At 36.3% G+C, this 24407-nt stretch carries 20 protein-coding genes; 4 read left to right on the forward strand and 16 right to left on the reverse strand.

The annotated features are described in order from the left end of the window. Window positions 1-699: 699 nt before the first annotated feature. Together SOM16_RS19590 and SOM16_RS19595 are read left to right on the forward strand one after the other, a co-directional pair. Window positions 700-1398, forward strand: a complete 699-nt coding sequence (locus tag SOM16_RS19590; RefSeq protein ID WP_320465691.1) for a ComF family protein — start codon at window positions 700-702, stop codon at window positions 1396-1398. A gap of 18 nt (window positions 1399-1416) precedes the next feature. Continuing rightward, window positions 1417-2793 carry a hypothetical protein gene (locus SOM16_RS19595; RefSeq protein WP_320465692.1) on the forward strand — a complete coding sequence of 459 codons (1377 nt, stop codon included), beginning with the start codon at window positions 1417-1419 and terminating at the stop codon, window positions 2791-2793. Between the two features lie 362 nt (window positions 2794-3155). Here SOM16_RS19595 and glyA read toward each other — a convergent pair whose 3' ends face one another. Continuing rightward, entirely contained in the window at window positions 3156-4427 is a 1272-nt protein-coding gene (glyA, locus tag SOM16_RS19600; RefSeq protein ID WP_320465693.1) for a serine hydroxymethyltransferase, read from the reverse strand. Between the two features lie 424 nt (window positions 4428-4851). Next, window positions 4852-5586 (reverse strand): segregation and condensation protein A, encoded by a 735-nt coding sequence (locus SOM16_RS19605; protein ID WP_320465694.1) that lies wholly within the window; start codon window positions 5584-5586, stop codon window positions 4852-4854. A gap of 162 nt (window positions 5587-5748) precedes the next feature. Between SOM16_RS19605 and dxs the strand changes: the two genes are divergently transcribed. Both dxs and SOM16_RS19615 read left to right on the forward strand, forming a co-directional pair. After that, window positions 5749-7677, forward strand: a complete 1929-nt coding sequence (dxs, locus tag SOM16_RS19610) for a 1-deoxy-D-xylulose-5-phosphate synthase (protein ID WP_320465695.1) — start codon at window positions 5749-5751, stop codon at window positions 7675-7677. A 683-nt stretch (window positions 7678-8360) separates the two neighbouring features. Continuing rightward, window positions 8361-8792, forward strand: coding sequence for a hypothetical protein (locus SOM16_RS19615; protein ID WP_320465696.1), 432 nt, complete (start codon window positions 8361-8363; stop codon window positions 8790-8792). A gap of 641 nt (window positions 8793-9433) precedes the next feature. On the opposite strand, the gene SOM16_RS19620 is transcribed toward SOM16_RS19615, so the two are convergent. The 14 genes from SOM16_RS19620 to rfbF form a co-directional block, all read right to left on the reverse strand. Continuing rightward, the gene (locus tag SOM16_RS19620) at window positions 9434-10825 is read right to left on the reverse strand and encodes an undecaprenyl-phosphate glucose phosphotransferase (RefSeq protein ID WP_320465697.1); all 1392 of its coding nucleotides are present in this window, start codon (window positions 10823-10825) and stop codon (window positions 9434-9436) included. Between the two features lie 251 nt (window positions 10826-11076). Further along, window positions 11077-12225, reverse strand: coding sequence for a mannose-1-phosphate guanylyltransferase (locus tag SOM16_RS19625; RefSeq protein WP_320465698.1), 1149 nt, complete (start codon window positions 12223-12225; stop codon window positions 11077-11079). 20 nt (window positions 12226-12245) lie between these two features. After that, window positions 12246-13016 (reverse strand): WecB/TagA/CpsF family glycosyltransferase, encoded by a 771-nt coding sequence (locus tag SOM16_RS19630; protein WP_320465699.1) that lies wholly within the window; start codon window positions 13014-13016, stop codon window positions 12246-12248. Further along, window positions 13010-14104 (reverse strand): glycosyltransferase family 1 protein, encoded by a 1095-nt coding sequence (locus SOM16_RS19635; protein WP_320465700.1) that lies wholly within the window; start codon window positions 14102-14104, stop codon window positions 13010-13012. Before SOM16_RS19635 ends, SOM16_RS19630 begins: the two co-directional genes overlap by 7 nt. After that, complete coding sequence (locus SOM16_RS19640) at window positions 14101-15198, reverse strand: hypothetical protein (protein ID WP_320465701.1); 1098 nt, start codon at window positions 15196-15198, stop codon at window positions 14101-14103. Before SOM16_RS19640 ends, SOM16_RS19635 begins: the two co-directional genes overlap by 4 nt. Before the next feature lie 17 nt (window positions 15199-15215). Next, entirely contained in the window at window positions 15216-16532 is a 1317-nt protein-coding gene (locus tag SOM16_RS19645; RefSeq protein ID WP_320465702.1) for a glycosyltransferase, read from the reverse strand. A gap of 31 nt (window positions 16533-16563) precedes the next feature. Next, window positions 16564-17430: a hypothetical protein gene (locus tag SOM16_RS19650; RefSeq protein WP_320465703.1), complete on the reverse strand. Its 867-nt coding sequence runs from the start codon at window positions 17428-17430 to the stop codon at window positions 16564-16566. Window positions 17431-17433: 3 nt separating this feature from the next. Continuing rightward, complete coding sequence (locus SOM16_RS19655; protein WP_320465704.1) at window positions 17434-18375, reverse strand: glycosyltransferase family 2 protein; 942 nt, start codon at window positions 18373-18375, stop codon at window positions 17434-17436. Continuing rightward, window positions 18375-19799 (reverse strand): hypothetical protein, encoded by a 1425-nt coding sequence (locus tag SOM16_RS19660; RefSeq protein ID WP_320465705.1) that lies wholly within the window; start codon window positions 19797-19799, stop codon window positions 18375-18377. The genes SOM16_RS19655 and SOM16_RS19660 overlap by 1 nt, the downstream gene beginning before the upstream one ends. A gap of 21 nt (window positions 19800-19820) precedes the next feature. After that, entirely contained in the window at window positions 19821-21125 is a 1305-nt protein-coding gene (gene rfbH, locus SOM16_RS19665) for a lipopolysaccharide biosynthesis protein RfbH (RefSeq protein ID WP_320465706.1), read from the reverse strand. Next, window positions 21115-21996 (reverse strand): SDR family oxidoreductase, encoded by an 882-nt coding sequence (locus SOM16_RS19670; RefSeq protein ID WP_320465707.1) that lies wholly within the window; start codon window positions 21994-21996, stop codon window positions 21115-21117. The genes rfbH and SOM16_RS19670 overlap by 11 nt, the downstream gene beginning before the upstream one ends. Before the next feature lies 1 nt (window position 21997). Beyond that, window positions 21998-22534 (reverse strand): dTDP-4-dehydrorhamnose 3,5-epimerase, encoded by a 537-nt coding sequence (rfbC, locus tag SOM16_RS19675; protein WP_320465708.1) that lies wholly within the window; start codon window positions 22532-22534, stop codon window positions 21998-22000. After that, the gene (gene rfbG, locus SOM16_RS19680) at window positions 22534-23625 is read right to left on the reverse strand and encodes a CDP-glucose 4,6-dehydratase (RefSeq protein WP_320465709.1); all 1092 of its coding nucleotides are present in this window, start codon (window positions 23623-23625) and stop codon (window positions 22534-22536) included. Before rfbG ends, rfbC begins: the two co-directional genes overlap by 1 nt. 1 nt (window position 23626) lies before the next feature. After that, window positions 23627-24403 carry a glucose-1-phosphate cytidylyltransferase gene (gene rfbF / locus SOM16_RS19685; RefSeq protein ID WP_320465710.1) on the reverse strand — a complete coding sequence of 259 codons (777 nt, stop codon included), beginning with the start codon at window positions 24401-24403 and terminating at the stop codon, window positions 23627-23629. Between the last annotated feature and the right edge of the window lie 4 nt (window positions 24404-24407).

Consider the following 24407-nt stretch of genomic DNA (forward strand, 5'->3'; position numbering starts at 1 on the left):
AGTTCGCTTAAGTCGTATTCGTCTTAGCTTGTTTTTCGTCTGTTTCAATCTTGTTTTTATAATCGTAATGACATCCGCCACCTGATCTTTTTTTCCCCTTCCTTTCGGTTGGGAGTGCAAAGGTAGAAATCTTTTCCCAACTTCCAAATAAAATAAATTTTATTTTTTCATCGTTCTTTTTCTCTCCTGCTTTTCAATTTGCTGATCTCTCAACCAGCGGCCCATTCCTTCCGAAGCGGGATGCAAAGGTAACAAAACAATAGTAATCTGCAAATCGCTTTGAAGAAAAAGTGAGGGGATATTTGTAAAAGACTGTAAATCATGACCAAAAAAAAATAGCCTGATTAAAACTTTTTCAAAAGAAGCGTGTTTAATAAAGTTATTCTGGCCAGAAGGTTAGTGGGTTAGTAGTTTAGCAGAGGGGTTAGTAAGGACGGCGAGGAACCTGGTCGCTTATCATGTCGCCCATCCCCTCGGAAGAAAAACAGCAATAATCATGACTTACTTTTATATAGGATGGTTTAGCCAATCGTAATGAATCAACTTATCGCATCCAAAAAGATTCAGTAATCCTTCCCTTTGCACCAATAAATCCCCATGAGTTTTTCCGGTTAGTTTTAAAATATCTATCAGAACGAAAAACAATTAAAAAACTACCAACCTCACACAACTTAAAGCTATATTCATTAGCTTAGTTAAATGCTAAAGATATCTCGTTGGGGAAATGATTTATTAGGCCTGTTATTTCCAAACCTTTGTAATGCCTGCGGAACGAGTTTATTCCATAGCGAAAATCTCATTTGCACGAAATGTTTATTTGATCTTCCTTTTACAGATTATCATCTATACCAAGAGAATAGGGTAGTTAAACAGCTATGGGGAAGAGTGCCATTAAATGCTGCTATGGCTATGCTCTATTTTAGAAAAGGCGCAAAGGCTCAAAAACTCATCCATAGTTTAAAATATAATGGGAGAACAGATGTAGGCATCCTATTGGGAACAATGATCGGAGAGCGATTAAGCGCAAGCCCACAATATGCAGACATCGATATTATCATCCCTGTACCCTTGCACAAACGGAAATTGCGATCGAGGGGTTATAATCAAAGTAGCTTTATTGCAGCTGGTATCGCAGCGCAAATGAGTCTTCCATCTGATGAAGATATTTTAATGCGCTCGGTTTCTACAGAAAGCCAGACAAAAAAAACGCGATTTAGCAGGTATGAAAATATGAAGGCTGTTTTCAATATCGCAAATAATGATCAAATGGTAGGCAAACATATCTTATTAGTGGATGATGTGATTACCACTGGCGCTACCTTAGAATCTTGCACCAACGTTTTATTAGCTCACGGCGCCCAAAAAGTTAGTATTGCGGCTGTCGCTTTCGCAGAATAATTTTCTCATATTTACATCATGCGCCTAAGTATCAAATGGGGTTTCCTGCTATGTTTAATCATTTCCGCTTGCAGTAAGCACGAACAAGTAACAGCAGATCCTACTGTTAAACTGGTTTTTGACAAAAACAGCGTCTTATTTGATACCATTTTTACAACCCAGGGCTCGATCACAAAACGCATAAAAATCAAAAATGATCACCGCCACGCCTTAACTATTTCAGAAATTAAACTAGCTGGCGCTAGCGATTCACCCTATACTATTAATATCAACGGCATCAATACAAATAATGCCACTAACATTCCGATTGGAGGTAAAGACTCCCTTAATATCTTTGTTAAAGTAACCATTAACCCAAATCTGAAGAGCCTTCCCTTTCTCGTTCAGGATTCGATCATCTTAAATACTAATGGCAACAGGCAGGTTATTCAATTATCAGCCTACGGACAAAATGCCCTGTTTATGATTAATCAAACGATTACTCAAAATACCACCTGGAATAGTGATCTCCCCTATATTATAAATGGTACATTGACGGTGAAAAATGGTTCATCTCTAAATATTCTCCCTGGCACGAAAGTTTACTTCCATAAAGATGCTAAACTGAATGTTGAAGGAAACTTAACAATCAAAGGCTCACTCCATCAGCCCGTAATGCTTTGTAGCGATAGGTTGGAAAACTCATACACCAATGAACCTGGTCAGTGGAAGGGTTTATACCTGGCTAAAAATGGGAATGCTGCAATTCAAAATGCGATTATTAAAAATGCATCTGTAGGCATTACTTCCGATTCCTTATCGCTTAACAGCAAACCCAAGCTACTACTCAGCAATACCATTATTAAAAATATGCAGGTAGCGGCCTATATTGGTCATCACTCAGAATTATTTGCCTTTAATAACTTAATTTACAATTGCGGAAATTATCTTATCTATGCCGTTGGCGGCGGAAACTATAACTTAAAACAAAATACCTTTGCAGGATATAACTATAATTTCCCAAGAAAAACCGCAGCCTTAACCTTCTCTGATTATTTATCAGCTGGAAATTACAATTCCCTTAATTTGAATCTCACGAACAATATTATTTGGGGGAGCCTGAATAGCGAATTGGAAATCCAACAGAAAACCAATGCGCCCTCACAAATAAGTGTTTGGAATAATTTGATCAGGTCAGCAGGAAATGCCTTTACCCTAAATCATAACATCCTCAACGTAGATCCGGGCTTTATAGCTAAAGAATCAGAAAATTTTGAGTTGGCAGACAATAGTATTGCCCTAAAAAAAGGAATAAACTTAACTACCGATACAAACTTCAGCAACTATCTACAAAAAGACCTGAAAGATCAAAAGAGAACTTTCCCCTCTGCATTAGGCTGTTACGAAAGAAATTAACATTTTCTTAACTTTCTGAAAACTATTAACCGCTCATCGTGTTCTTATATCGAGAGCGTTAATTTAGATGGTAAGGGTCGATATTCTTTTTTAAGATATCGGCCCTTTACTTTATAAACCCAGTATAAATTAAATCGGATCATTATTCGTTCAAAATTCGATCATGTTCTAATTTCTTCATTCTCTAATTTCTTCCTTCTCTAATTCAATCATTCTTTAATTCAATCATTCTCTAATTCAATCCCCCCACTAATTCTGTCATTCAATAATTATCTAACCATTCAGAATTTTGTTTTAAAAAAAAAGAGCTTTACAAATTAATGCAAAGCTCCGTATTTTTTATATTTAAAGGTATTCGGTAATTACTTATACAATGGAAAGGCACTTACCAATTTGATCACTTCTTCTTTTACGGCATTTAGATTAGCTTCATCCTCCGGGTTAGTTAAAACCTGATCGATTAAATCAACAATCTTTTCCATTTCGGTTTCTTTTAAACCACGAGTAGTAATCGCCGCTGTACCTACACGAATTCCGGAGGTAACAAATGGAGATTTATCATCAAAAGGAACCATGTTTTTATTCACCGTAATTTCAGCTTTTTCCAAAGCATGCTCTGCAACTTTTCCTGTGATGTTTTTATTTCTTAAGTCGATTAACATGAGGTGATTATCAGTACCTCCAGAAATAATGCCATAACCCTTAGCCACAAAAGCCTTTGCCATTGCCTGCGCATTTGCCGCTACTTGTTTAATATAGGTACCATACTCTTCCGTTAAGGCTTCGCCGAAAGCAATTGCTTTAGCGGCAATAATGTGCTCTAATGGCCCACCTTGCGTACCCGGAAAAACAGCCATATCCAGCAAATTGCTCATCATGCGCGTTTCGCCTTTCGGGGTTTTCAAGCCCCATGGGTTTTCGAAATCCTTACCCATCATAATCATTCCACCACGTGGACCACGTAAAGTTTTGTGGGTGGTAGTGGTTACAATGTGGCAATGCGGAAGCGGGTTTGCCAATAAACCTTTTGCAATTAACCCTGCAGGGTGAGAAATATCAGCCAAAACCAAAGCGCCAATTTGATCCGCTACAGAACGAATAAAAGCATAATCCCACTCGCGTGAGTAAGCGGAAGCACCACAGATGATTAATTTTGGCTTTTCTGCCAAAGCAACTTCTTCCAGTTTTTTATAATCAATTAATCCGGTCTCTTTTTCTACACCATAAAATAATGGCTGATAAAGTTTACCAGAGAAATTTACGGGCGAACCGTGGGTTAAATGACCACCATGAGAAAGGTCGAATCCTAAAATTTTATCTCCGGCCTGTAAAACGGCAAGCATTACCGCTGCGTTTGCCTGTGCACCCGAATGCGGCTGAACATTAACCCATGCTGCACCAAATAATTCTTTTGCCCTATCGATGGCAATTTGCTCCACCACATCAACCACCTGACAACCGCCATAATAGCGTTTTCCTGGTAAGCCTTCAGCATATTTGTTAGTTAAAACTGAACCAGCAGCTTCCATCACTTGCTTGCTTACGAAGTTTTCTGATGCAATAAGTTCTAAACCATGTTCCTGGCGGTTTAATTCCTTATCAATAAGTTCAAAGATTTTGGTATCACGTATCATCCTATATAGGTTTGTGTTTTTTTGGCAAAAGTAAGAAAATTAATCCTTAACATACAGATGAATATGCGTCAATTAAAGGATAAATGTTTAGTGATAAAAAGCAAGTGTGCTATAATAAAGCTTATTTCTTATCGGTAATATAAACGAAGGAAAGTTTAAACACAGTGTTTGTAGTGAAGCCTATCTGTTTAATCATTAATACTGCACACTTAAGCCAAAATGAAAACTGGGACAATCTTCAAAAATCACCCTGCTCAGCACCCCATCCTGATACTCAATACCTGATACTCAATACTTGATACTAAATACTTGCTACCCAATACCTGATACTCAATACTCGCTACCTGATACTCGATACTCACTACTTGCTACCTGATACTTGATACTCACTACCTGCTACCCAACACCCCCTACTCCCCTACACCTACCTGATACTAAAATTATTATAACCACTCCCAATCGTAATTTCTACAACCTGTTGCTGCAGCATTTCAAGAATCGCCAGGAAATTATAAACGAAATGAACCTTATTATCAGAGTTTTTCAATACCAGCACAAAATTAATTTCCTTGTTTATATTTAATAAATTGGCAATAAAATGTTTTTGCTGCTCAATGGTATAAGGATATTGTACCACGGTATGTTTAACCTCTTCGCTTCGCAACTCATATTTCTGCATCGTTCGTTGGTAAACCATTAACAGTTTATAAAGATCGAGCGATAACAATTCATCCTGGTGAGTAGAACTTTCTGCCGCTTGGCTAAGGTCATATTCTATATTTCCCCTACGCTCCTGTTTCATCCGGGCTTCTTCAAAAACCTTCATTTCCTCCGCGGCAGACTTAAACTGTTTATAAGCAATCAGGCGGGCAATCAGGTCTTGTTCAGGATTTATTTCAAGACCAGATTCATCAACTTCAATTCTGGGAAGCAGCATTTTTGATTTAATGCGCATTAATGTAGCGGCAACCAATATAAACTCACTCGCAACCTCTACGTTAACGGAAAGCAACTGGTGAATATAAGCCAGGAAATCGTTGGTAATTTTTGCAATTTCCACATCCTGAATGTTTAATTCATCACGTTCGATGAAAAATAACAAAAGATCGAATGGACCTTCGAACACCGGAAGTTTGATCTCAAAAATCTCTGATTGCATTTGTAAAAACAAACATAACGAATTTTATACTAAAGGTTTAGATATTCCAGAAAGGTTTAAACCAGCAAGCTGAACTGACATTCAGCGGATTGATTGTTTTTTTACATGAATATTAGAACAAAATTACCTTACTTTGTATCTTGTTTTTACCTAAAAATTTGAATGCAAGTTAAAGCTGGCCCCCTATTATCTAAAATTAACTATCCTGCTGATTTAAAGCAGTATAGCGAGTCTGACTTAGAACAAATAAGCCAGGAGTTACGTCAGTATATTATAGACGTAGTAAGTGTAAACGGCGGTCACTTTGGCTCCAGTTTAGGTGTTGTTGAATTAACAGTTGCTTTGCATTATGCATTAAATACCCCTTACGATAAGCTCGTTTGGGATGTTGGACACCAGGCTTACGGACATAAAATCCTCACCGGCCGCAGAGAATTGTTTCATACCAACCGGATCTATAAGGGCATTAGCGGCTTCCCAAAAATTGCAGAAAGTGAATACGATACCTTTGGCGTAGGCCATTCCTCAACTTCTATTTCTGCTGCACTTGGCATGGCTGTAGCTTCGCAATTAAAAGGCGAAACCAACAGGCAACATGTGGCTGTAATTGGCGATGGCGCAATGACGGCAGGCCTGGCATTTGAAGGTTTAAACCATGCCGGAATAGAGAACAGTAACGTGTTGGTCATCTTAAATGATAACTGCATGTCTATCGACCCTAATGTTGGCGCTTTAAAAGAATATCTAACCAGCATTACCATTTCGAAGTCGTATAACCGCTTTCGTGATGACATTTCTAGTGTACTGGCAGGCCTGTCTAAATTAGGCCCCAACGCACATAAGTATGTAAAGAAAATTGAGAAAAGCATTAAAGGAACGCTGCTTAAACAAAGTAATTTATTTGAAGCACTTAACTTCCGGTATTTTGGTCCGGTAGATGGACATGATGTAACCCGTTTAGCGCAAACCATAAAAGATTTATCCGCTATTCCAGGCCCAAAATTACTGCATTGCATTACCGTAAAAGGCAAAGGCTTTGCCCTGGCAGAAAAAGATCAGACCATCTGGCATGCGCCGGGTCTCTTCGATAAAATTACCGGAGAAATTAAGAAAAGTATTCCGGATAAACCACAGCCACCAAAATACCAGGATGTGTTTGGGCATACCATGGTAGAATTAGCTGTCGCGAATGATAAGATTGTGGGCATCACCCCGGCCATGCCATCAGGATCTTCATTAAACATTATGATGAAGGCCATGCCAACCCGCGCTTTCGATGTGGGCATTGCAGAACAGCATGCAGTTACATTTTCTGCAGGCTTGGCTACACAAGGGTTGGTTCCTTTCTGTAATATCTATTCGAGTTTTATGCAGCGGGCATATGATCAGGTAATCCACGATGTGGCTATCCAGAAGCTTAATGTTGTTTTCTGTTTAGATAGAGCTGGTTTGGCAGGCGCAGATGGAGCAACCCACCATGGCGCTTATGATATTGCCTATATGCGTTGCATCCCGAATCTCGTTATTTCTTCTCCAATGAATGAAGAAGAACTACGCAACCTCATGTTTACTGCACAACAAGAAAATGCAGGCCCTTTCGTTATTCGTTACCCACGTGGAAATGGCGTAATGCCCGATTGGAAAAGACCTTTCAAAGCATTAGAAATTGGCAAAGGCCGGAAAATTTGTGATGGCGAAGAAGTAGCCTTGTTAACCATTGGCCATGTGGGCAATTTCGCTGTTGAAGCCCGTTCAGAATTAAACAGTGAGGGCCTTTATCCGGCACATTACGATTTACGCTTTGTAAAACCTTTAGATGAGCAAATGCTTCACGAGGTTTTTTCTAAATATAAACATATCATCACGGTAGAAGATGGGTCATTGCCAGGCGGCGTAGGTTCTGCCATTTTGGAATTTATGGCAGATCACCAGTACAATGCAAATGTAATCCGCTTAGGAATCCCCGATCAGTTCATCGATCATGGCGAACAACCAGAGTTATGGGCAGAATGTGGTTATGATAAAGACGCCATTGTTCAGGCCGTAAGGAAAGTAGGCGTAAAAAGAACGACTAATACCATGGTGGGATAAATTAAGATTAAATCCTAACTCCATTTTAGTATTGAAAATCTTCACAGCTGAAGAGGCTATCTAAAAATTATATTTTATCAACTGACGAAATTCCCAAGGCCTGCGCGCTGAAGAATTTCGTCAGTTTTGATGATAATGCCACAAACTTCCGACGTATTTCCCCCAACAAAAGCCACCAAAACTTAGCAAGTTGACCTTCGTTTATTAAATTCAGGTCTTTTATAAGTTCGATTGTTTTATTATTTACTGCCTTTTAAATCTCAGTTTGATATCCCCTCCGATGGCCTCGGAAAGAATCACAATCGCTGTTTCCCTCCTTTCGGACTATCGCTTAGCATACATCTTTTAAGTGTAGTTTCTTATACATCATGCTAAACCATTTTCAATAAAAGCACAAGCCTTATCAAAAACGATGTCAATCTCTTGGCATGATTCCTATGCACTATACTAAACCAACTTTAATAAAAGCACAAGCCTTGCCAAAAACAATGTCAATCTCTTGGCATGATTCCTATGCACTATACTAAACCAACTTTAATAAAAGCACAAGCCTTACCGAAGAACGCCGTCAATCCCAGGGGAGGGAGAAATCAAAAAAACAGTTGTACAGTAGAACAAATAGCACTAACAAACCTTAAACGCAGTGGTTTTGTGTTCTTAATAATAATTTAAGTTATAGAAGAATGGAACACAAAACGCAGTGCCGCTGTTTTTTTGATGCGCGTGGGATAGCGCAAAAGGCCCATAGCTGGATTGACGAAGCGCTTTGGGTACTTTGGCGCTCCAAAGTACCATGCCACCGCGGCATAGAGCGGATAAAAGATCCTTCCAAAAGACAACCTGAATTCCACAAGTACACCTTACCCAACCTTTTATCACCTCCTATAGGAAGTTCTATGCGCTATGCTAAACCAACTTTAATAAAAGCACAAGCTTTACCGAAGAACGCCGTCAATCCCAGGGGCCGGAGAAATCAAAAAAACAGTTGTACAAGAGAAAAAATAGCACTAACAAACCTTAAACGCAGTGGTTTTGTGTTCTTAAGAATAGTTCAAATTATAGAAGAATGGAACACAAAACGCAGTGCCGCTGTTTTTTTGATGTGTAGTGGATAGTGCAAAAGGCCCATAGCTGGATTGACGAAGCGCTTTGGGTACTTTGGCGCGTCAAAGTACCATGCCCCCGCGGCATAGAGCGGATAGAAGATCCTTCTAAAGGAATAGCCTATTTTGACAATCACATTTACACAAATCTGTTATTACCTTTCCACCCTTTAGATACATTTCTTAGATGTGTTTTTTTTGGCGTTTCGCTAACCAACTTTAATAAAAGCCCAAGCCTTGCCAAAAATAATGTCAATCTCTTGGCATGATTCCTATGCACTATGCTAAACCAACTTTAATAAAAGCACAAGCTTTACCGAAGAACGCCGTCAATCCCAGGGGCCGGAGAAATCAAAAAAACAGTTGTACAAGAGAACAAATAGCACTAACAAACCTTAAACGCAGTGGTTTTGTGTTCTGAAGAATAGTTCAAATTATAGAGGAATGGAACACAAAACGCAGTGCCGCTGTTTTTTTGATCTGTAGTGGATAGTGTAAAAGGCCCATAGCCGGATTGACGAAGCGCTTTGGGTACTTTGGCGCGTCAAAGTACCATGCCCCCGCGGCATAGAGCGGAAAAAAATCTTTATGAATAAAAAAAGAAAGCTCGGACTGAAACAGACCGAGCTTATTGTGAAATGGAATATTACGCCTTAAAAAGCATTCTCTTCACCCTTAGCCATATTAATAGCAGTCATAAAAATGATTCTAACATCTAATGCGGCGGTCCAATTTTCCAGGTACCAGATATCATGCTCTACACGCTTAACCATTTTATAATCTTCTTTAGTTTCTCCACGATAACCATTCACCTGCGCCCAACCCGTAATCCCTGGTTTTAAAAAGTGGCGAACCATAAATTGATCTACAATCCCTTTGTATTGTTCCGTGTGACTTAGCATATGCGGCCTTGGGCCAACTACACTCATATGCCCCATAAATACGTTAAAAAACTGTGGTAATTCATCTAAGCTAGATTTCCTCAAGAACTTCCCAATCGGGGTAATGCGGTCATCATTTTTACTCGCTTGTCTCTTATCGCTATCCGCATTCATCCGCATACTGCGAAATTTAAAACAATAAAAGGGTTCATCATCACGGCCACTTCTCAATTGCTTAAACAATACAGGGCCTTTACTCTGTAACTTAATAAGCAAGGCAATAATTGGATACAACCAGCTTAATACAAATAAGATAATCAATCCGCTAAACACGACGTCAATCAGGCGTTTTTTAAAGCGGTTATGGATTTTTTCCAGCGGCTCTGTACGGAGAGAAATCACCGGAAATTCATTCCCCAGGTAACTCACGGTATAAGGCGACAATAATGCCCCGCTAATATCCGGAATAAACTTCAGGCGCACACACTGGCGCTCTGCTTCTTCAGTTAAAATCAACATATCACTCATGCGTTCTGGCGCAATGGTAACATAAATATCCTTAATGCCTTTTTCAACCGCTAGTTCAAACTGTTTCCCTACGGCACTGCTTAACCGCCCGTCGCGCTCCAGGTAATGATCTGGCACATCCGGGATAAAGCCATGAAATTCGATATATTTTTGTTTTTCAAAATAACTTGCCAGTTGCGTACCGGTAGCATTATTGCCCATAATGGCAACAGATTTTACACCGCGCAAATGGTTAAACAATAAAAACTGAAAAGAAGTACCAATAAAGCGGTTTAGCAGGAAAAGCACCCCTAACGCACCATAAAACACGACTAAAAATGATCTGGAGAAATCGTTCTGCTTAGAAAAAAACAAATAAACAGAAAACAAAATCGCATGTAATAGTACACTCCGCCAGGTTCCCCTGTAAATGCGTTCAATTCTCCTGGAGCCATATTCCGTATACAAGCCGAATGAAGTGGTGGAAACGATCCACAATAAGCTACAAACCACCACATAATGCCACTGCAATTCTGCATCAACACTTTTGCCTAAATAACTAGTAAACTGATAAGAGAAAAAGTAAACTGCCAGAACCATTAAAAGGTCTGTTATGGGCAGGATGTATTTTAAGATGTATAGGTAACGTGTTTGCATAAAATTTATCGAGCGCTAACAACTAAGTGTAATAAATGTTTTGCAAAATTAACAAAAATAATGCCTCTTATATAAAGTTGATATCAACTGTGGTGATTATGTATACCAGTTGCACACATTTATTTCACAGCAAAGTTACACTTTTCAATTGGCATGAATGAAGCAAATGTGCGCTTTATGCAATAAGTAGATGAACAACTATAACCAGTAGAAGAAAGGGCTTATCCCCAATTGGTAAGCCCTGGCTGGTATTAAGAATATTGAGATCCGAATCGGGTAACCATTTCTTTAGATACCCCTTTAATTTCCTGCTCTTCCGATTTTGGGTAAATCATCAAAACCTTTTCATCATCCACTACAATATAATTTTCTAACCCCCTAATCACTGCCGCCTTATCATTTGGCAGATTAATCATGCAATTACGGGTATCATTCAAATGAATGTGTCTCGAATTGTATACATTTTGGTTTTCATCTTTTTCTGCAATAGCATGTAAAGATGCCCAGGTACCCAGGTCAGACCAACCAATATCTGCAGGAATAGTATAAATATTATCTGCCTTTTCTAAAATCGCATAATCAATGGATATATCCGGACTACCGGGGTATTGATCTAGAATAAACTGTGCCTCGGCAGGTGTGTTATACACGTCATTTCCAGATTTAAACAAGGCATCAATTTCAGGAGCATACTTTTCAAAAGCTTTTTGAAGGTTAGCCGCCTTCCAGATAAAAATCCCCGCGTTCCAAAGGTAATTGCCACTGCTTACATATTCCTCTGCTTTTTCCAACACAGGTTTTTCTTTAAAAGCAGCCACTTTTTTAATCTCTGTCTCCGATCCTTGCCCCCTGCTCTCTGCTCCTTGATCATTGCTCCTTATTCCTTGTTCCTTAGTTCTTGCTCCTTTATCCTCCAAATACTCGATATACCCATATCCTGTATCTGGCCGGGTCGGGCTAATCCCCAACGTAAGCAAGGCATCGTTCGTTTCTGCAAATGCCAAAGCCTGGTTAATCTTTTCAATAAATACATCCTCCTTCAAAATCAAATGATCCGATGGCGCTACCACAATATTGGCTTCTGGGTTCTTTTGTAGAATCTTATAGGTAGCATAGGCGATACACGGTGCAGTATTATTCCGGCTGGGTTCTAATAAAATATTATCCACCAATACAGCTGGCAATTGTGCCTTTACTAAATCGGCATAACCAGCATTGGTAAGAATCAGAATGTTTTCATTAGGGCAAACTTTTAGAAACCGTTGATAGGTTAATTGCAGAAGCGATTCCCCTGTTCCCAAGATATCAATAAATTGTTTTGGGAAGTGGTTGCGGCTTTTTGGCCAGAACCGGGAGCCGACACCACCAGCCATGATTAAAGTGTATGTATTAAATTTCACAAATTTGTTATTAAAAAATATTATTTTGATTCTCTGAATAAAATTTGAATAAAAGCCCAACTATCAATGAAATACCTTCTAAATAATCTTGTCGGTTCATTTACAAACCTAAAAAACCATTCAGCACCAAGCTTTTGCCAGAAGATTGGTGCTCTTTTTTTTATATTCAAATAAAATTCAAATGACGCGCCAAGCATACAAAATAAAGGCATTGGTTGATTGGGCTTTCCTTTTAAAGCCTCATACAGTTTTAATGCAAGAATGTCTTGTTTTGGAAAACCTAACCCAATAAAAACTATGTAAATTTTTTTCCTTATAATAATATCAACACAATCCGTAACAATTTTATCAATTAAAGAATTATCATCTGTTGAAAAAAACGGCATCGTCATGCATTTAACTGTAGGTGATTCCATTTCTAATTTTTCTGATATTTCTGCAGAACTTGACAGAACCAAAATATTTTTTGATAAATAGATTAATTTTTTCCATAGCGAAGGAAATAGATCGCTACCAGTAAGTCTGGAAGATAGATTTTTATTAAAAAATCGTGAGCCTAAAACAATCGGCATCCCGTCTGGTAAGATATATCTTGATTGAATAAGTATCTGCTTTAGCCAGTAATTTTCTGTTCTATTTAATTTAACTAAGTAATCAACATTTGGTGTTATTAAGAAGGGCAATTTATTAGATTCATCAAAAGAAACGTTTGACAATATATCTTCCACAACCGATGTATTACTTTCTTCAGAAATGAAATCATAATCGAGAAAATTTATCCTATTTAGCATAATGACTTATATATATCTATAGTTTCTTTAACGCAATTGGCCCAACTAAATTCTTTGACTCTTTTATACCCAGATGCGACCATCCTTTCCCTTTTAAGTTTATTATTCAAAACATTAAAAATGACTTTTGCATACTCTTCCGGATTATATGAATCTTTTACATATTCGCATGTATCTCCTCCAATCTCCGGTAGAGAAGAGGTTAAAGATGCGACAATAGGAGTGCCTGAAGACATTGCTTCCAATAATGGAAATCCGAAACCTTCATATATAGAGGGAAATACATAAACTGAGGCTGATTTATATAAATTTGACAACTCTTCATCTGAGACATAACCTGTGAAAATTATATTATTTAAGACATCGGGAGGGATTTCGAGTTTATCTTTCCAACCATTTCTTCCTGTCAAAATCAATTTGTGATCAATATTATACTTTCTCTTAAGAATACTAAAAGCGCTTATTAAGGTCTGAATGTTTTTCCTAGGTTCTAACGTACCTACACTTAAAATATATTTTTCATGACTATATTTTTCTTCATTTCCTACACACCTACCATTAAGCTCCTGAAAATCAAGATCTAATGCTTCATATGTCACGGTAATTGAATTCTGAGGTATTTTAAGATAATTTATCAAATCTGATTTTGAACTTTCAGAAACGGTTATGAAATGATTTATTTTGCCTATAGAATGACTTAGCAAGGGACGGTAGTAGTACTTTCCTCCTTTTGATACCGTATCGGGATACTTCCAAAATGTGGCATCGTGAATTGTAACAACAGCCTTCCTTCGGTAAAATGGGCTTGGAGCGAATGCAGGGAAATGTATTAAATCAATATTTAACTTCTTAGCATATAATGGAATCAAAACTTGATCCAACACTATTCTGTTTGCGCTATTTAAATGTACAAAATCTAAGCTAGTTAACTCGCTTTTAAGTAATTTTGGAAAGCCATTTTGGATAAAAATAACTAACTTAAAATCTATTTTGGTATTATTTAATGTCTTTAAGAAATTAATAATGTATTTTTCAATCCCTGTGAAAAAGCCATTTCTAAGCAATGTCGCATCAAATCCAACTCTCATACTGGTATTTTTCTATAGTAAAGGTAATAGGTAAAAATAAAAAAAAGAACTATCGGTAAATTAAACGTATGAAAGGGGATTATAAGCGTTACTGGCAAAAACGAAACAAAAAGCATTGCAAAGTAAATCTTCCCTTTTCTTAATAAGTTAATACCAATGTATGCCATAAAAAGAATTAGAACTGCTATTCCAGCATAACCGTAGAATAACCCATAATTCAAAATCCAACTCTCTACAAACTTATCCGAAAATCCCCCTCCAAACGGAGTATTTAATATATAATCAATTGCATTTGACATAGATTCATTATGTGCCTGAGCAGACCCTTGTGAGTCTTCCATCTTTATAATAGAATCAATTATAATTGTCACAGGCTCAACTAATAAATAAGCTAGATATATCATTCCAATGATCAAGGCGATATAGACCCATTTTCGCTCATAGATTAAATAAAAAACTAGGAATAAACCTAAAGACACGATTGCTCCCCTAGTGATTGCCAGAGCAATACAGGCAACCAATAAAACCTTCAAAAGGAAAAAACCTTTTCGGTGAAGACTATATGTAAAAAAGAGCATCAGTAATAGAAAATATGCATTCGCTAGTGGATTAAAGAGTAGGCCATAAAGTCTGTTGAAGCCATTTGTTTTGAGTCCTAAGTAACCATCATCCGAGTAAATTTTTCCAGCAACTAATTCCCAGAAAAAAACATGAATGACAATAGAAATTATGAGATAAGCAATCAAAAATTTTACTGGAATTTTGAATTGAAAATCATAATCTTTAGCTACTGTTTTCCCAACTATTAACGCTATTATTACATTTAGGTGAAATATTATTTCCTTAATATTGGTTGAATTTTTAGCAACACCAATTAAGAATAAAAACGATAAACTGAGAAATAACACATAAAATTCAGCATTAAACTTGATCTTATGAGCTCCGAACAAAGAGGTTGCGTAATAGAAAAGTAAAAAAAATACATTAAATAACGGCAATAAGGGAATACCTATACTTAAAATATTAGTAATAATAGCTTGTATAATCCCAATAATTATGATTACAGAAAGTATATTGTTTTTTATATAAAGCATTAGCTTGATTAAATTTCTTACTTTAAGTTAATAGAATCAATTCGATTTTCATTATAGAAAGTATATTGATTCTTAAGCTCATTAATTAAGAAAATTTGATTTTCTGTACGTGAATACTTTAATAAGAACTTTAGTAATAGCGAGTACTTATCTATCCCTATCGTGCTCTTTAAAAGCTTCATTATATAAAGAACTATTTTAATCTTTCCAGAATATTTAGTTATACTTGTCGCTTTTAATTTATCAGTCTGATTTATTTTTGTCAATAGGTTATTAGTCTCAAGTAATCGATACATTGTTCCTTCAGCAATAGAAAAAGGATCTCCAAGTTTGATTTGCATCTGTAACATACGTCTAAATAACCTACGATGGAATTGTGTTATAGGGTACCCGTTATCATATGTCCCATAGCTATATTTCCATTTTATGGTAGTATTAATTCCGTTACTAATGAGTGATGACCTATAGAGTTCTAATAAGGGAATCATATCAGGCCTATTAGATATATTTAGAACAGGGTGGTGTTTATGAATCACATTTTTATTATCTATATCGAATCCCGAGAAATGGAAAAAAGTTAACTCGTAACCAGTCTTCTGATCAGTTGAATTAATATAGAATTTTTGATCACCATCAGTAATAATCTTCCTCTCATGTAAATTCCATATAGAGACATTATAGCCCATATTGTGCGATATATGTACATCATTAGGAAAATATGAAGGAATATAATCAATCCACTTTTGATCCGTATGTAGCCCGTCCTGCTTGTCTGCATAACATTTATCAAAAAGCCGATTTTTCCACCATTCGATAAAGATTTTATAATTAGGATTCTGAGTATTTACAGCAATAAATCCTAAGTTAAATATGCCAACCCAAAGGATCATTTCTTCCGGCACAACACCTGAATAGTTAACTTCAGGCGTAATATAGTGTGGAGTTAATACACATAATTTATCATCTAATGATTTAAATATAGGCGCCAATGAGGAAAACACACATATATCCGGATCAAAATAAATGATCTTTGCATTTTGATTAATACCGAAAAGATAATCTAAACAAAAAGGTTTTAATGCCGTACAGAATTCGGTAATGTCATATTTATATGACAAACTTGAATAGTCTTTTAATCCTAAATCTTTGCATTCCATTAGAACACATTTGTCGATCTCAAAGTGCTGTCCCTCTTCAAATTCGTCAGCTACAAAAACATAAAACTGGGTATTTTGTTCCCATGACGGATTACTTGATTTTACTGATTCTATTAAGGTTTTAGCAAGAGCAAGATAGTTCTTTGCTACAATCGTAAAAATGATATTATTGTGCATGCTTTGTCTCAAATTTTAATGATAATTGCTATTATTTAATCTTGTAAAAGCCGGTTCTACCCTGAAAACCATGGATTATTCCTACAATTATTGCTTTAAGCTTTGAATACTTATCTTTTTCAGCAAGAAGAATTTTAATTATTCTCCCTATTAAATGGCTATGTATGTAGGTTATTTTATATGACCTAGAAAAATGTTTAGGATATCTCTTCCAAATTATTAATTGGTTCCTTAGGATAAAATATGTTCTAAAAGCGGAATAATTATCTGTTTTAAATCCCCATAAGCTTTTAAGAGCCTCTCCTACTTCGTGCTGCAGGCATGCCTGAGGAAAAACTATTGTATTAATACCATACTTTGCTTCAAGCCTGTAACAAAATTCATAGTCTACGGCATCAATAAATAGTGCATCTTCGAAATAATGGCCTTCTGAAAATATTTCTATTGGATATATACAACCTGATGTAATCGTTTCAGCTACCTGTAAATAATCGTTTTTTGAATCGTATAGTAGACTACCACGATTATTTATATTAGGGCCAAAAATTCCTATTCCGATTTTACTTTTATAATTCTCAACCAAGTCTTTATACTTTGATAACTCTCCAGGTCTAAAATAACTATCCTGATCAAGACTTAATAAATAGTCACTTTCATTAGATAATGCCCATTTTGCTGAAGTATTCAAAGCTGTAGCAATACCCAAATTTACACCAGTTCCTAAAATGACAATTTTATTTGTTAATATAGGTGGCAAAACTTCTTCAACCCATTTTTCGGGAATAGGGCTATTGAGGAATAACGCAATAAAGTCTACATCTTCAATTATAGAAAGAATGTTCCGCTTTAAAACAACCAAATCCGGGCAAAATAATACAATAGTTACGGTTAATTTCATTTTCTATTGTGTTGGGCTTTTGAGGATAGTATATCTTAAGTTAAATTTAACAAACTTATTTATAATGAAAATAATTGTTTTTTTTAACAGAACAATTTGATAAATTTTTCTAAATCTGAAGTGATCTTTAATAAAGGTATCGTTATCTCTAAAATCAATAGAGACTTTTGTTCTACTACTATCTTTTTCATATACATCCATCCCATCAGAATATATTCTAAATGATGACCAAAACCTTAAGAAGTTATTGGTTACATAAAGGGGGACTAAATCCATTATTGCGTAGGTATTAGCAATCATATTTTTATATAAGCTATTAGTACCCTGTGCAGAAGATATTCTATAAAAAGAAAGTTTCCGATTTAAATAATATGCCTTTGAATTGCTAACAAGCTTCAACCAGAAATGAAAATCTAAGATGAATCCGTAAGTATTTTCAAATAACCCGACAGCGATTGCACATTTTTTCTTAAAAATCGTTCCTGGAACTTGGTTGAAATTACCAAATACGAAGCAATTCAAACTTACGGGAGATAACTTTTTCGAAGGAATGATAGCTTGCTTATACCTTTTTGGTACCTTTTCACCTACAATGCTCCTTGTAAATAAAACATCCCAGGATTGTGGAATACTAATTACAATCTCAACGAAAGTACTAGCTAACAGATCATCGTCATGTAAGATAGTAATATACTCAGTTTGACACAATTCAATACATCTATTCCAGTTTCCAATCATTCCAAGATTTTCTTCATTCTTATAGTATTTCACACGCCCGTTGCCGATCTCATCTATAATTAGTTTAAAAGTTTCATGCGAAGAATTGTTGTCAACAACAATTATCTGACACATTATAGTTTGATCAAGCGCGCTCCTTAGTGCGTCTTCAAAATAGTCGACTCGTTCATAAACTGGTATCGCAATTGTTAAGTCAGATGATTCCATTATCTTTTGATGAAATTTTTAAGTCCACCGAAACCGTATAATGGCATCTCATAGATGTATTTTCTCACAGGCCACTTAGTTAAGCGCAATGAAAGGTAGACAGGATACCAGTTATTTAAGGCTAATTGAACAAAAAATTGAATTAATATTAAACCAATTACACCTATCTCTGACACAAATAAAAAGCCTAAAGTAAGGATCAAAATACCAGAAGCTAAAGCAGGAATTAAAAATGGCACCTTATTACTAGCCATATAAATGCCAGCATGCATTGAGTGGTGAATCTCTAATAGTGAAGTTAAAGCAAGAATTACAAATGCGGAACCTGTTAAAATATATGAGTCAATATGAGCAAATTTCAATAAAGGATTGCCAAATAAGCCAATACCTATTGAGCCAATAGTAAAAATACCTACACCTAAAAATAACAGAACCGAAATTTCTCTTCGGAAATCTTGATTATTTTTAGAAACAAAATTCGAATAAACATTATTTATGTTCACACTAAATGGTACTAAGGATATGGCCCCTAAAAAATCTAACATTCTTTTTGTAAACATGAATGACGCTATTATAGCTGGATTTGGAATTTGAGCGACAATTATAGCATTTCCCTGATTTATGAGATAACCCCCCAATTTAATTCCAGCCATTCGCCAAGTAGGTTTCCATAAAATTTTGAATATCCCTTTGTCGAATTCGATAGTGCTATTTAAATCGTTCGGTAATGATGATAAAAATTTACTTACTATTTGCTTTGCGACAAAATAATTTACAAAAGCTTCAAACAATAGAACTACAGTTAATAACCATAATTTAGAACCTAAAAGAAGTAATATTATTAATGTTAATAACTTTATACTTCCAGTAACAACCTTAATATAATTCGTTTTATGAATTAATCCAAGCCCTTGAGCATAAGATGACCACATGGACGTAGCGACATTGATTGTTGAATAAATGCAAGTAATCCCGAAAGCTAAAAATAAGTTACTGCTATTATTAGACATTGTGAACAAATTATAGCAAAGGAAAAAACCAAATATTATTATTAAAACAAAACACCCTGTATTAATGTATAAATAAACTTTCTTTATAGTTTTTAATAGGGTATATAAGCCTCTAACATTTATAATCGGAGATTCTATATTCGCTAACTCTTCTCCCGAAACATCTTCAGGTAATTCCTTCACCCCTGCCCTAAATAAGCTGACACATCTTATCAAAGTATTGCTGAAGCCCATATCAGTTATTAAAGCAAAACCAGCTATTGTTGAAAGTAATAACCAAAAGGAAACTTCAACAACAGAAAATTGCTTTAAAATCAGAGGCAGGATAAATACAACAGAACTGATCTGTATTAAATTATATATCCATCCCGTTACGCTAGGATTTGAAAGAATCTTTATTTTCTTTATTATCATATATAAGTATTGAACGCAACGTTATTCGCTTACGTACTCCCTTATAACGTTTGCAATGTAATCATAATGATTAGCTTCCAACCCTGGCCAAACACCTAACCAAAATGATTGATTCATAATGATATCAGTATTAGTAAGATCCCCTACAACGCGATGTTCCACATTTGCATAAGCAGGTTGTCTAAGCAAATTTCCTGCAAATAATAACCTTGTTCCAATTTTATGTTCCTCTAAATGTTGAACTAACATGTGTCTGTCGTTCGCATCACCTTCTCTAAGCGTGAGTAAAAATCCAAACCAAGAAGGATCAGAATCTGCTGTCGGCTCAGGTAAAATGAAAATATCTTCAAATTCTTTCATTCGAGAATAAAGAAGAGCAAAATTTTCTCTTCTCTTTTGAATGAAGCCATCCAATTTCTTAAGTTGTGAAACGCCTAAGGCTGCTTGCATATCAGTCACTTTCAGGTTAAAGCCGACATGAGAATACGTATACTTATGGTCATAGCCATATGGCAAAGAACCTAATTGTTGTCCAAAACGACAGCCACAGGTATCATCTTTACCTGGAAGGCAATAGCAATCCCTTCCCCAATCTCTAAAACTCTCCGCTATCTTAGCCAATTCGGGATTATTTACAACTACGGCACCCCCTTCACCCATGGTGATGTGGTGTGCCGGATAGAATGAAAATGTAGATAAATCTCCAAAAGTTCCAGTTTTTTTGCCCTTATAAGTCGCGCCTAACGAATCGCAATCATCTTCAATTACCCATAAGTTGTATTTCTTAGCTACCCTCATCACTTCATCCAATTCAAAAGGATTCCCCAAGGAGTGGGCAATCATGATCGCTTTGGTTTTTGGCGAGACAGCAGCCTCAATCATATCTGCCTTTACATTATGTGTAGCAACATCTACATCTATAAATACAGGGATTGCACCAGCTTGCACAATTGGATTAACAGTAGTAGGAAATCCTGCCGCAACTGTTATAACTTCATCTCCAGCCTTTATCGCACGGTCACCCAACTTAGGAGAGGTAAGCGTATAAAAGGCTACTAAATTAGCAGATGAGCCTGAATTAACTAATAATGCTTTAGAAGCACCAAAATACTTTGCAAATTCCGACTCAAACTCTGTAGCGAACCTTCCTGCAGTTAACCATCCGTCAAGCATAGAATCAACTCCTAACAGTAAGTCGTCCTCATTCATCACCTTTCCTGTAACAGCTATATAGTCTGTTCCAGGAATAATTTCTCTCTTTGCATTTTTTGCTGCAATAACAGCAAGTTGTTCTTGCAAGTCACCGCTAAAATTTTTATAATTCATTTTTTAAACTTTTTAAAATATAGGAGTCTACGTTAGTAAGTTGGAACTTTGGGTACTCGTTGATAAATTTATGGTTTAGCAAACCTCCATTTAATGGCCTAACTGCCGCTTGATTCGCATTAATTGTCTGTACAGGATTAAGTTTTACAGACTTATTTTTTTCAAAATAGGAACTAACTTTAACTGCTAAATGATACCTGCTGTAGTAGTCGGATGAACCTAAATGGTACAACCCATTTTTTCGATCTCTTAGCAGTAAAAATATCATTTCTGCAATATCGCCAGCATAAATAGGTGTTGCAAATTGATCATATGGTAAATTTAATACTTTTTCAGGTTGCTGAACCAGGTCGTCCATTAATCTGGCGATGAAATTTTTAGACCTAAGTTCTTCACCATATACATTAGTGATACGTAGAATTAGTTTTTTTTCTAATAAGGATACAAGTTCTTCTGCTTCCAATTTATGACTGCCATAAACGTTCACTGGGTTTACAGATGCGCGCTCTGAATATGGGCCCTGTTTTCCATCAAAAACATAGTCAGTAGATATATAAGCCAAAGGTATATCTGCCGCTTTGCAAAATTCAACAATTTTAGCTGTAGAGAGAACTGTCGCGTTGTAACTATCATCAACGTTATGTTCACAGAAATCAACATTTGTAAGGGCTGCACAGTGAACAATGGCGTCAGGAAAAAAATTCTGAGCAGAAAAGAAATCTTGCAAATCGTCAACTAAAGGATCGAAGTGTACCGTACCCGATGTGGAATAATTCAAGTGCGTACCTAGCGTCAGCCAATCGTTATTATGAAATACCCGCATACAATGTGAACCAACTAAACCCGATGCTCCTACTACAAATATATTCATATTAAAAAAGACTAGTTGTTTCTGAAAATTTTTGAAATGCTAAATCTCTATCTGACATAACCGGATTAACAACATTCCAATCAAAACCAAAAGAATCATATCTGATTCCCGCTTCAGACTCTTTGTGTTGCGAAGTTGTAGTATGATACTCAACAGTTGTATTATCTTCTAGAGCAAGAAATCCATGGGCAAATCCTTTACCTATGTAAATTCCTTTTCTGTTATTTTCAGATAGCTCAACAGACAAATACTTCCCATAGGTCTTAGAATTCTTTCTGATATCAAGAATCACGTCAATTATTGCACCAGTTAGTACATAAACAAGTTTTGCATGATCTTCTGGAGGATTTTGATAATGCATGCCTCTGATAACATTTTTAGAAGATACAGAATAAAAACTTTCAGTGAATACTGATTCAAGCCCAACCTGATCAAAAGTTTGTTTATGGATTGTTTTAACAAACTCTCCTCTATTGTCTTTATAAGAACCATAGTCCATTATAAATAAATTTTCAAATTCTGTAGAAATAATTTCCATTATAAAGACCAGTTTATCGCCTTTTCTTGCGCCTTCTTAGTATATTGTTTAATTTGCTGCAACCGGGATTCGAAAATGTCTTCCCCTTCAGCAATATCAATTAGATATCCATCAACAGTAAATTTAACTGTTTCTTTAAAATTTAATACAGGCTTCCACTTTAAGTAATTCGCAGCCTTTGAGATGTCTAATTTGAGTAAAACCGCCTCATGCAACTTTGGAGTTCCTTCCGGTATAATATAGCCGCCTTTAGATTCAATTAGTAATGTTTCGTCAATTAAATCCTTTACAGAATAGTTGGAGGTATCTTCAGGTCCAAAATTCCATCCACCACTAAAGCTTTTTCCTTTTGAGAACAACTCTGCGCCAAGGATCAAGTAACCACTTAGTGGCTCTAAAACATGTTGCCAGGGCCGGGTAGCATAAGGATTTCTAATTTCTAATTTTTGATTTTCTTTAACAGCTCTAAAATAGTCTGGAACTATACGATCGGCTGCCCAATCTCCTCCACCAATCACATTACCAGCTCGTCCTGAAGCAATGTTACAGGTTCCATCATTTTTAAAAAAGGACTCTAAATAGGAATTTGTAATGAGTTCAGAACATCCCTTCGATGCACTGTATGGGTCTTTCCCTCCCATAGGGTCGTTTTCTCTATATCCCCATACCCACTCTCTATTATCGTAACATTTGTCAGTCGTTACATTTACAGCAGCTTTAACAGATGGTGTAGCTCTTACCGCTTCAAAAAAATTGATGGTTCCCATCAGGTTAGTATCAAAAGTACCAACAGGATCTTGATAGGATAATAAAACTAAAGGCTGTGCAGCAAGATGGAAGGCAAAGTCTGGTTGTACTTCGTGGAAATACCTTTTCAGTTTTTCACCATCTCGTACATCTCCTTCTTGATGATGAACCTTATTTGTAAGATTTGTAGTAACAAAATTGTCCATAGGTGAATAAGGTGCCAGTGCATAACCATACACATCAGCACCAAGTTCCTTTAACCAGATGGATAACCACGAACCTTTGAAACCAGTATGGCCGGTAACAAGCACTTTCTTTCCTTGATATATATTCTGAAAACTCATACTACCAGATTTTCCATTTAGCCTGGCCTGTTGACCAAAGTTGTTCCAATTCAATCCGATCTCTTAAGGCATCCATTGGCTTCCAGAAACCAGAATGTTTAAAAGCTGCCAGTTGCCCGTCGTTAGCGATTTCCTTTAAAGGTTTGTTCTCCCATTGTACATCCTCCACATCACCTTCCAGGTACTTGAAAATCCCTGAATCCAAGACAAAGAATCCACCGTTAATCCACATGCCATCACCTTGAGGCTTTTCTACGAAATGTTTAACAGAACCATTTTCATCCATTTCAATATTACCGAAACGCCCGGGGGTCTGGATACTCGTCAGTGTAGCTAATTTATCATGGCTATTATGGAATGCTACTAAATCATTGATGTTAATATCCGCAACACCATCCCCATAGGTCAGCATGAAAGTTTCGCCATCTACATATTTCTGAATTTTTTTAATCCTGCCTGCGGTATTGGTCGTTAATCCGGTATCAACTAAGGTAACTTTAAAAGATTCAGAGTTGGAAAAATGTACGTCGACCTTATTCTTTTCAATATCTATGGATACATCAGAGTTATACAAATAATAATTAAGAAAATACTCTTTGATACTCTGTGCTTTGTAACCGAGACATAATACAAAATCATTGTAGCCATAAGCCTCATAAATTTTCATAATATGCCATAAAATAGGCTTACCACCGATTTCAACCATTGGTTTCGGACGGGCTTCCGTTTCTTCCATAAGCCTGGTACCTAAACCACCAGCAAGTATTACAACTTTCATATTT

The organism is Pedobacter sp. CFBP9032 (assembly GCF_034045265.1).
GTDB lineage: Bacteria > Bacteroidota > Bacteroidia > Sphingobacteriales > Sphingobacteriaceae > Pedobacter.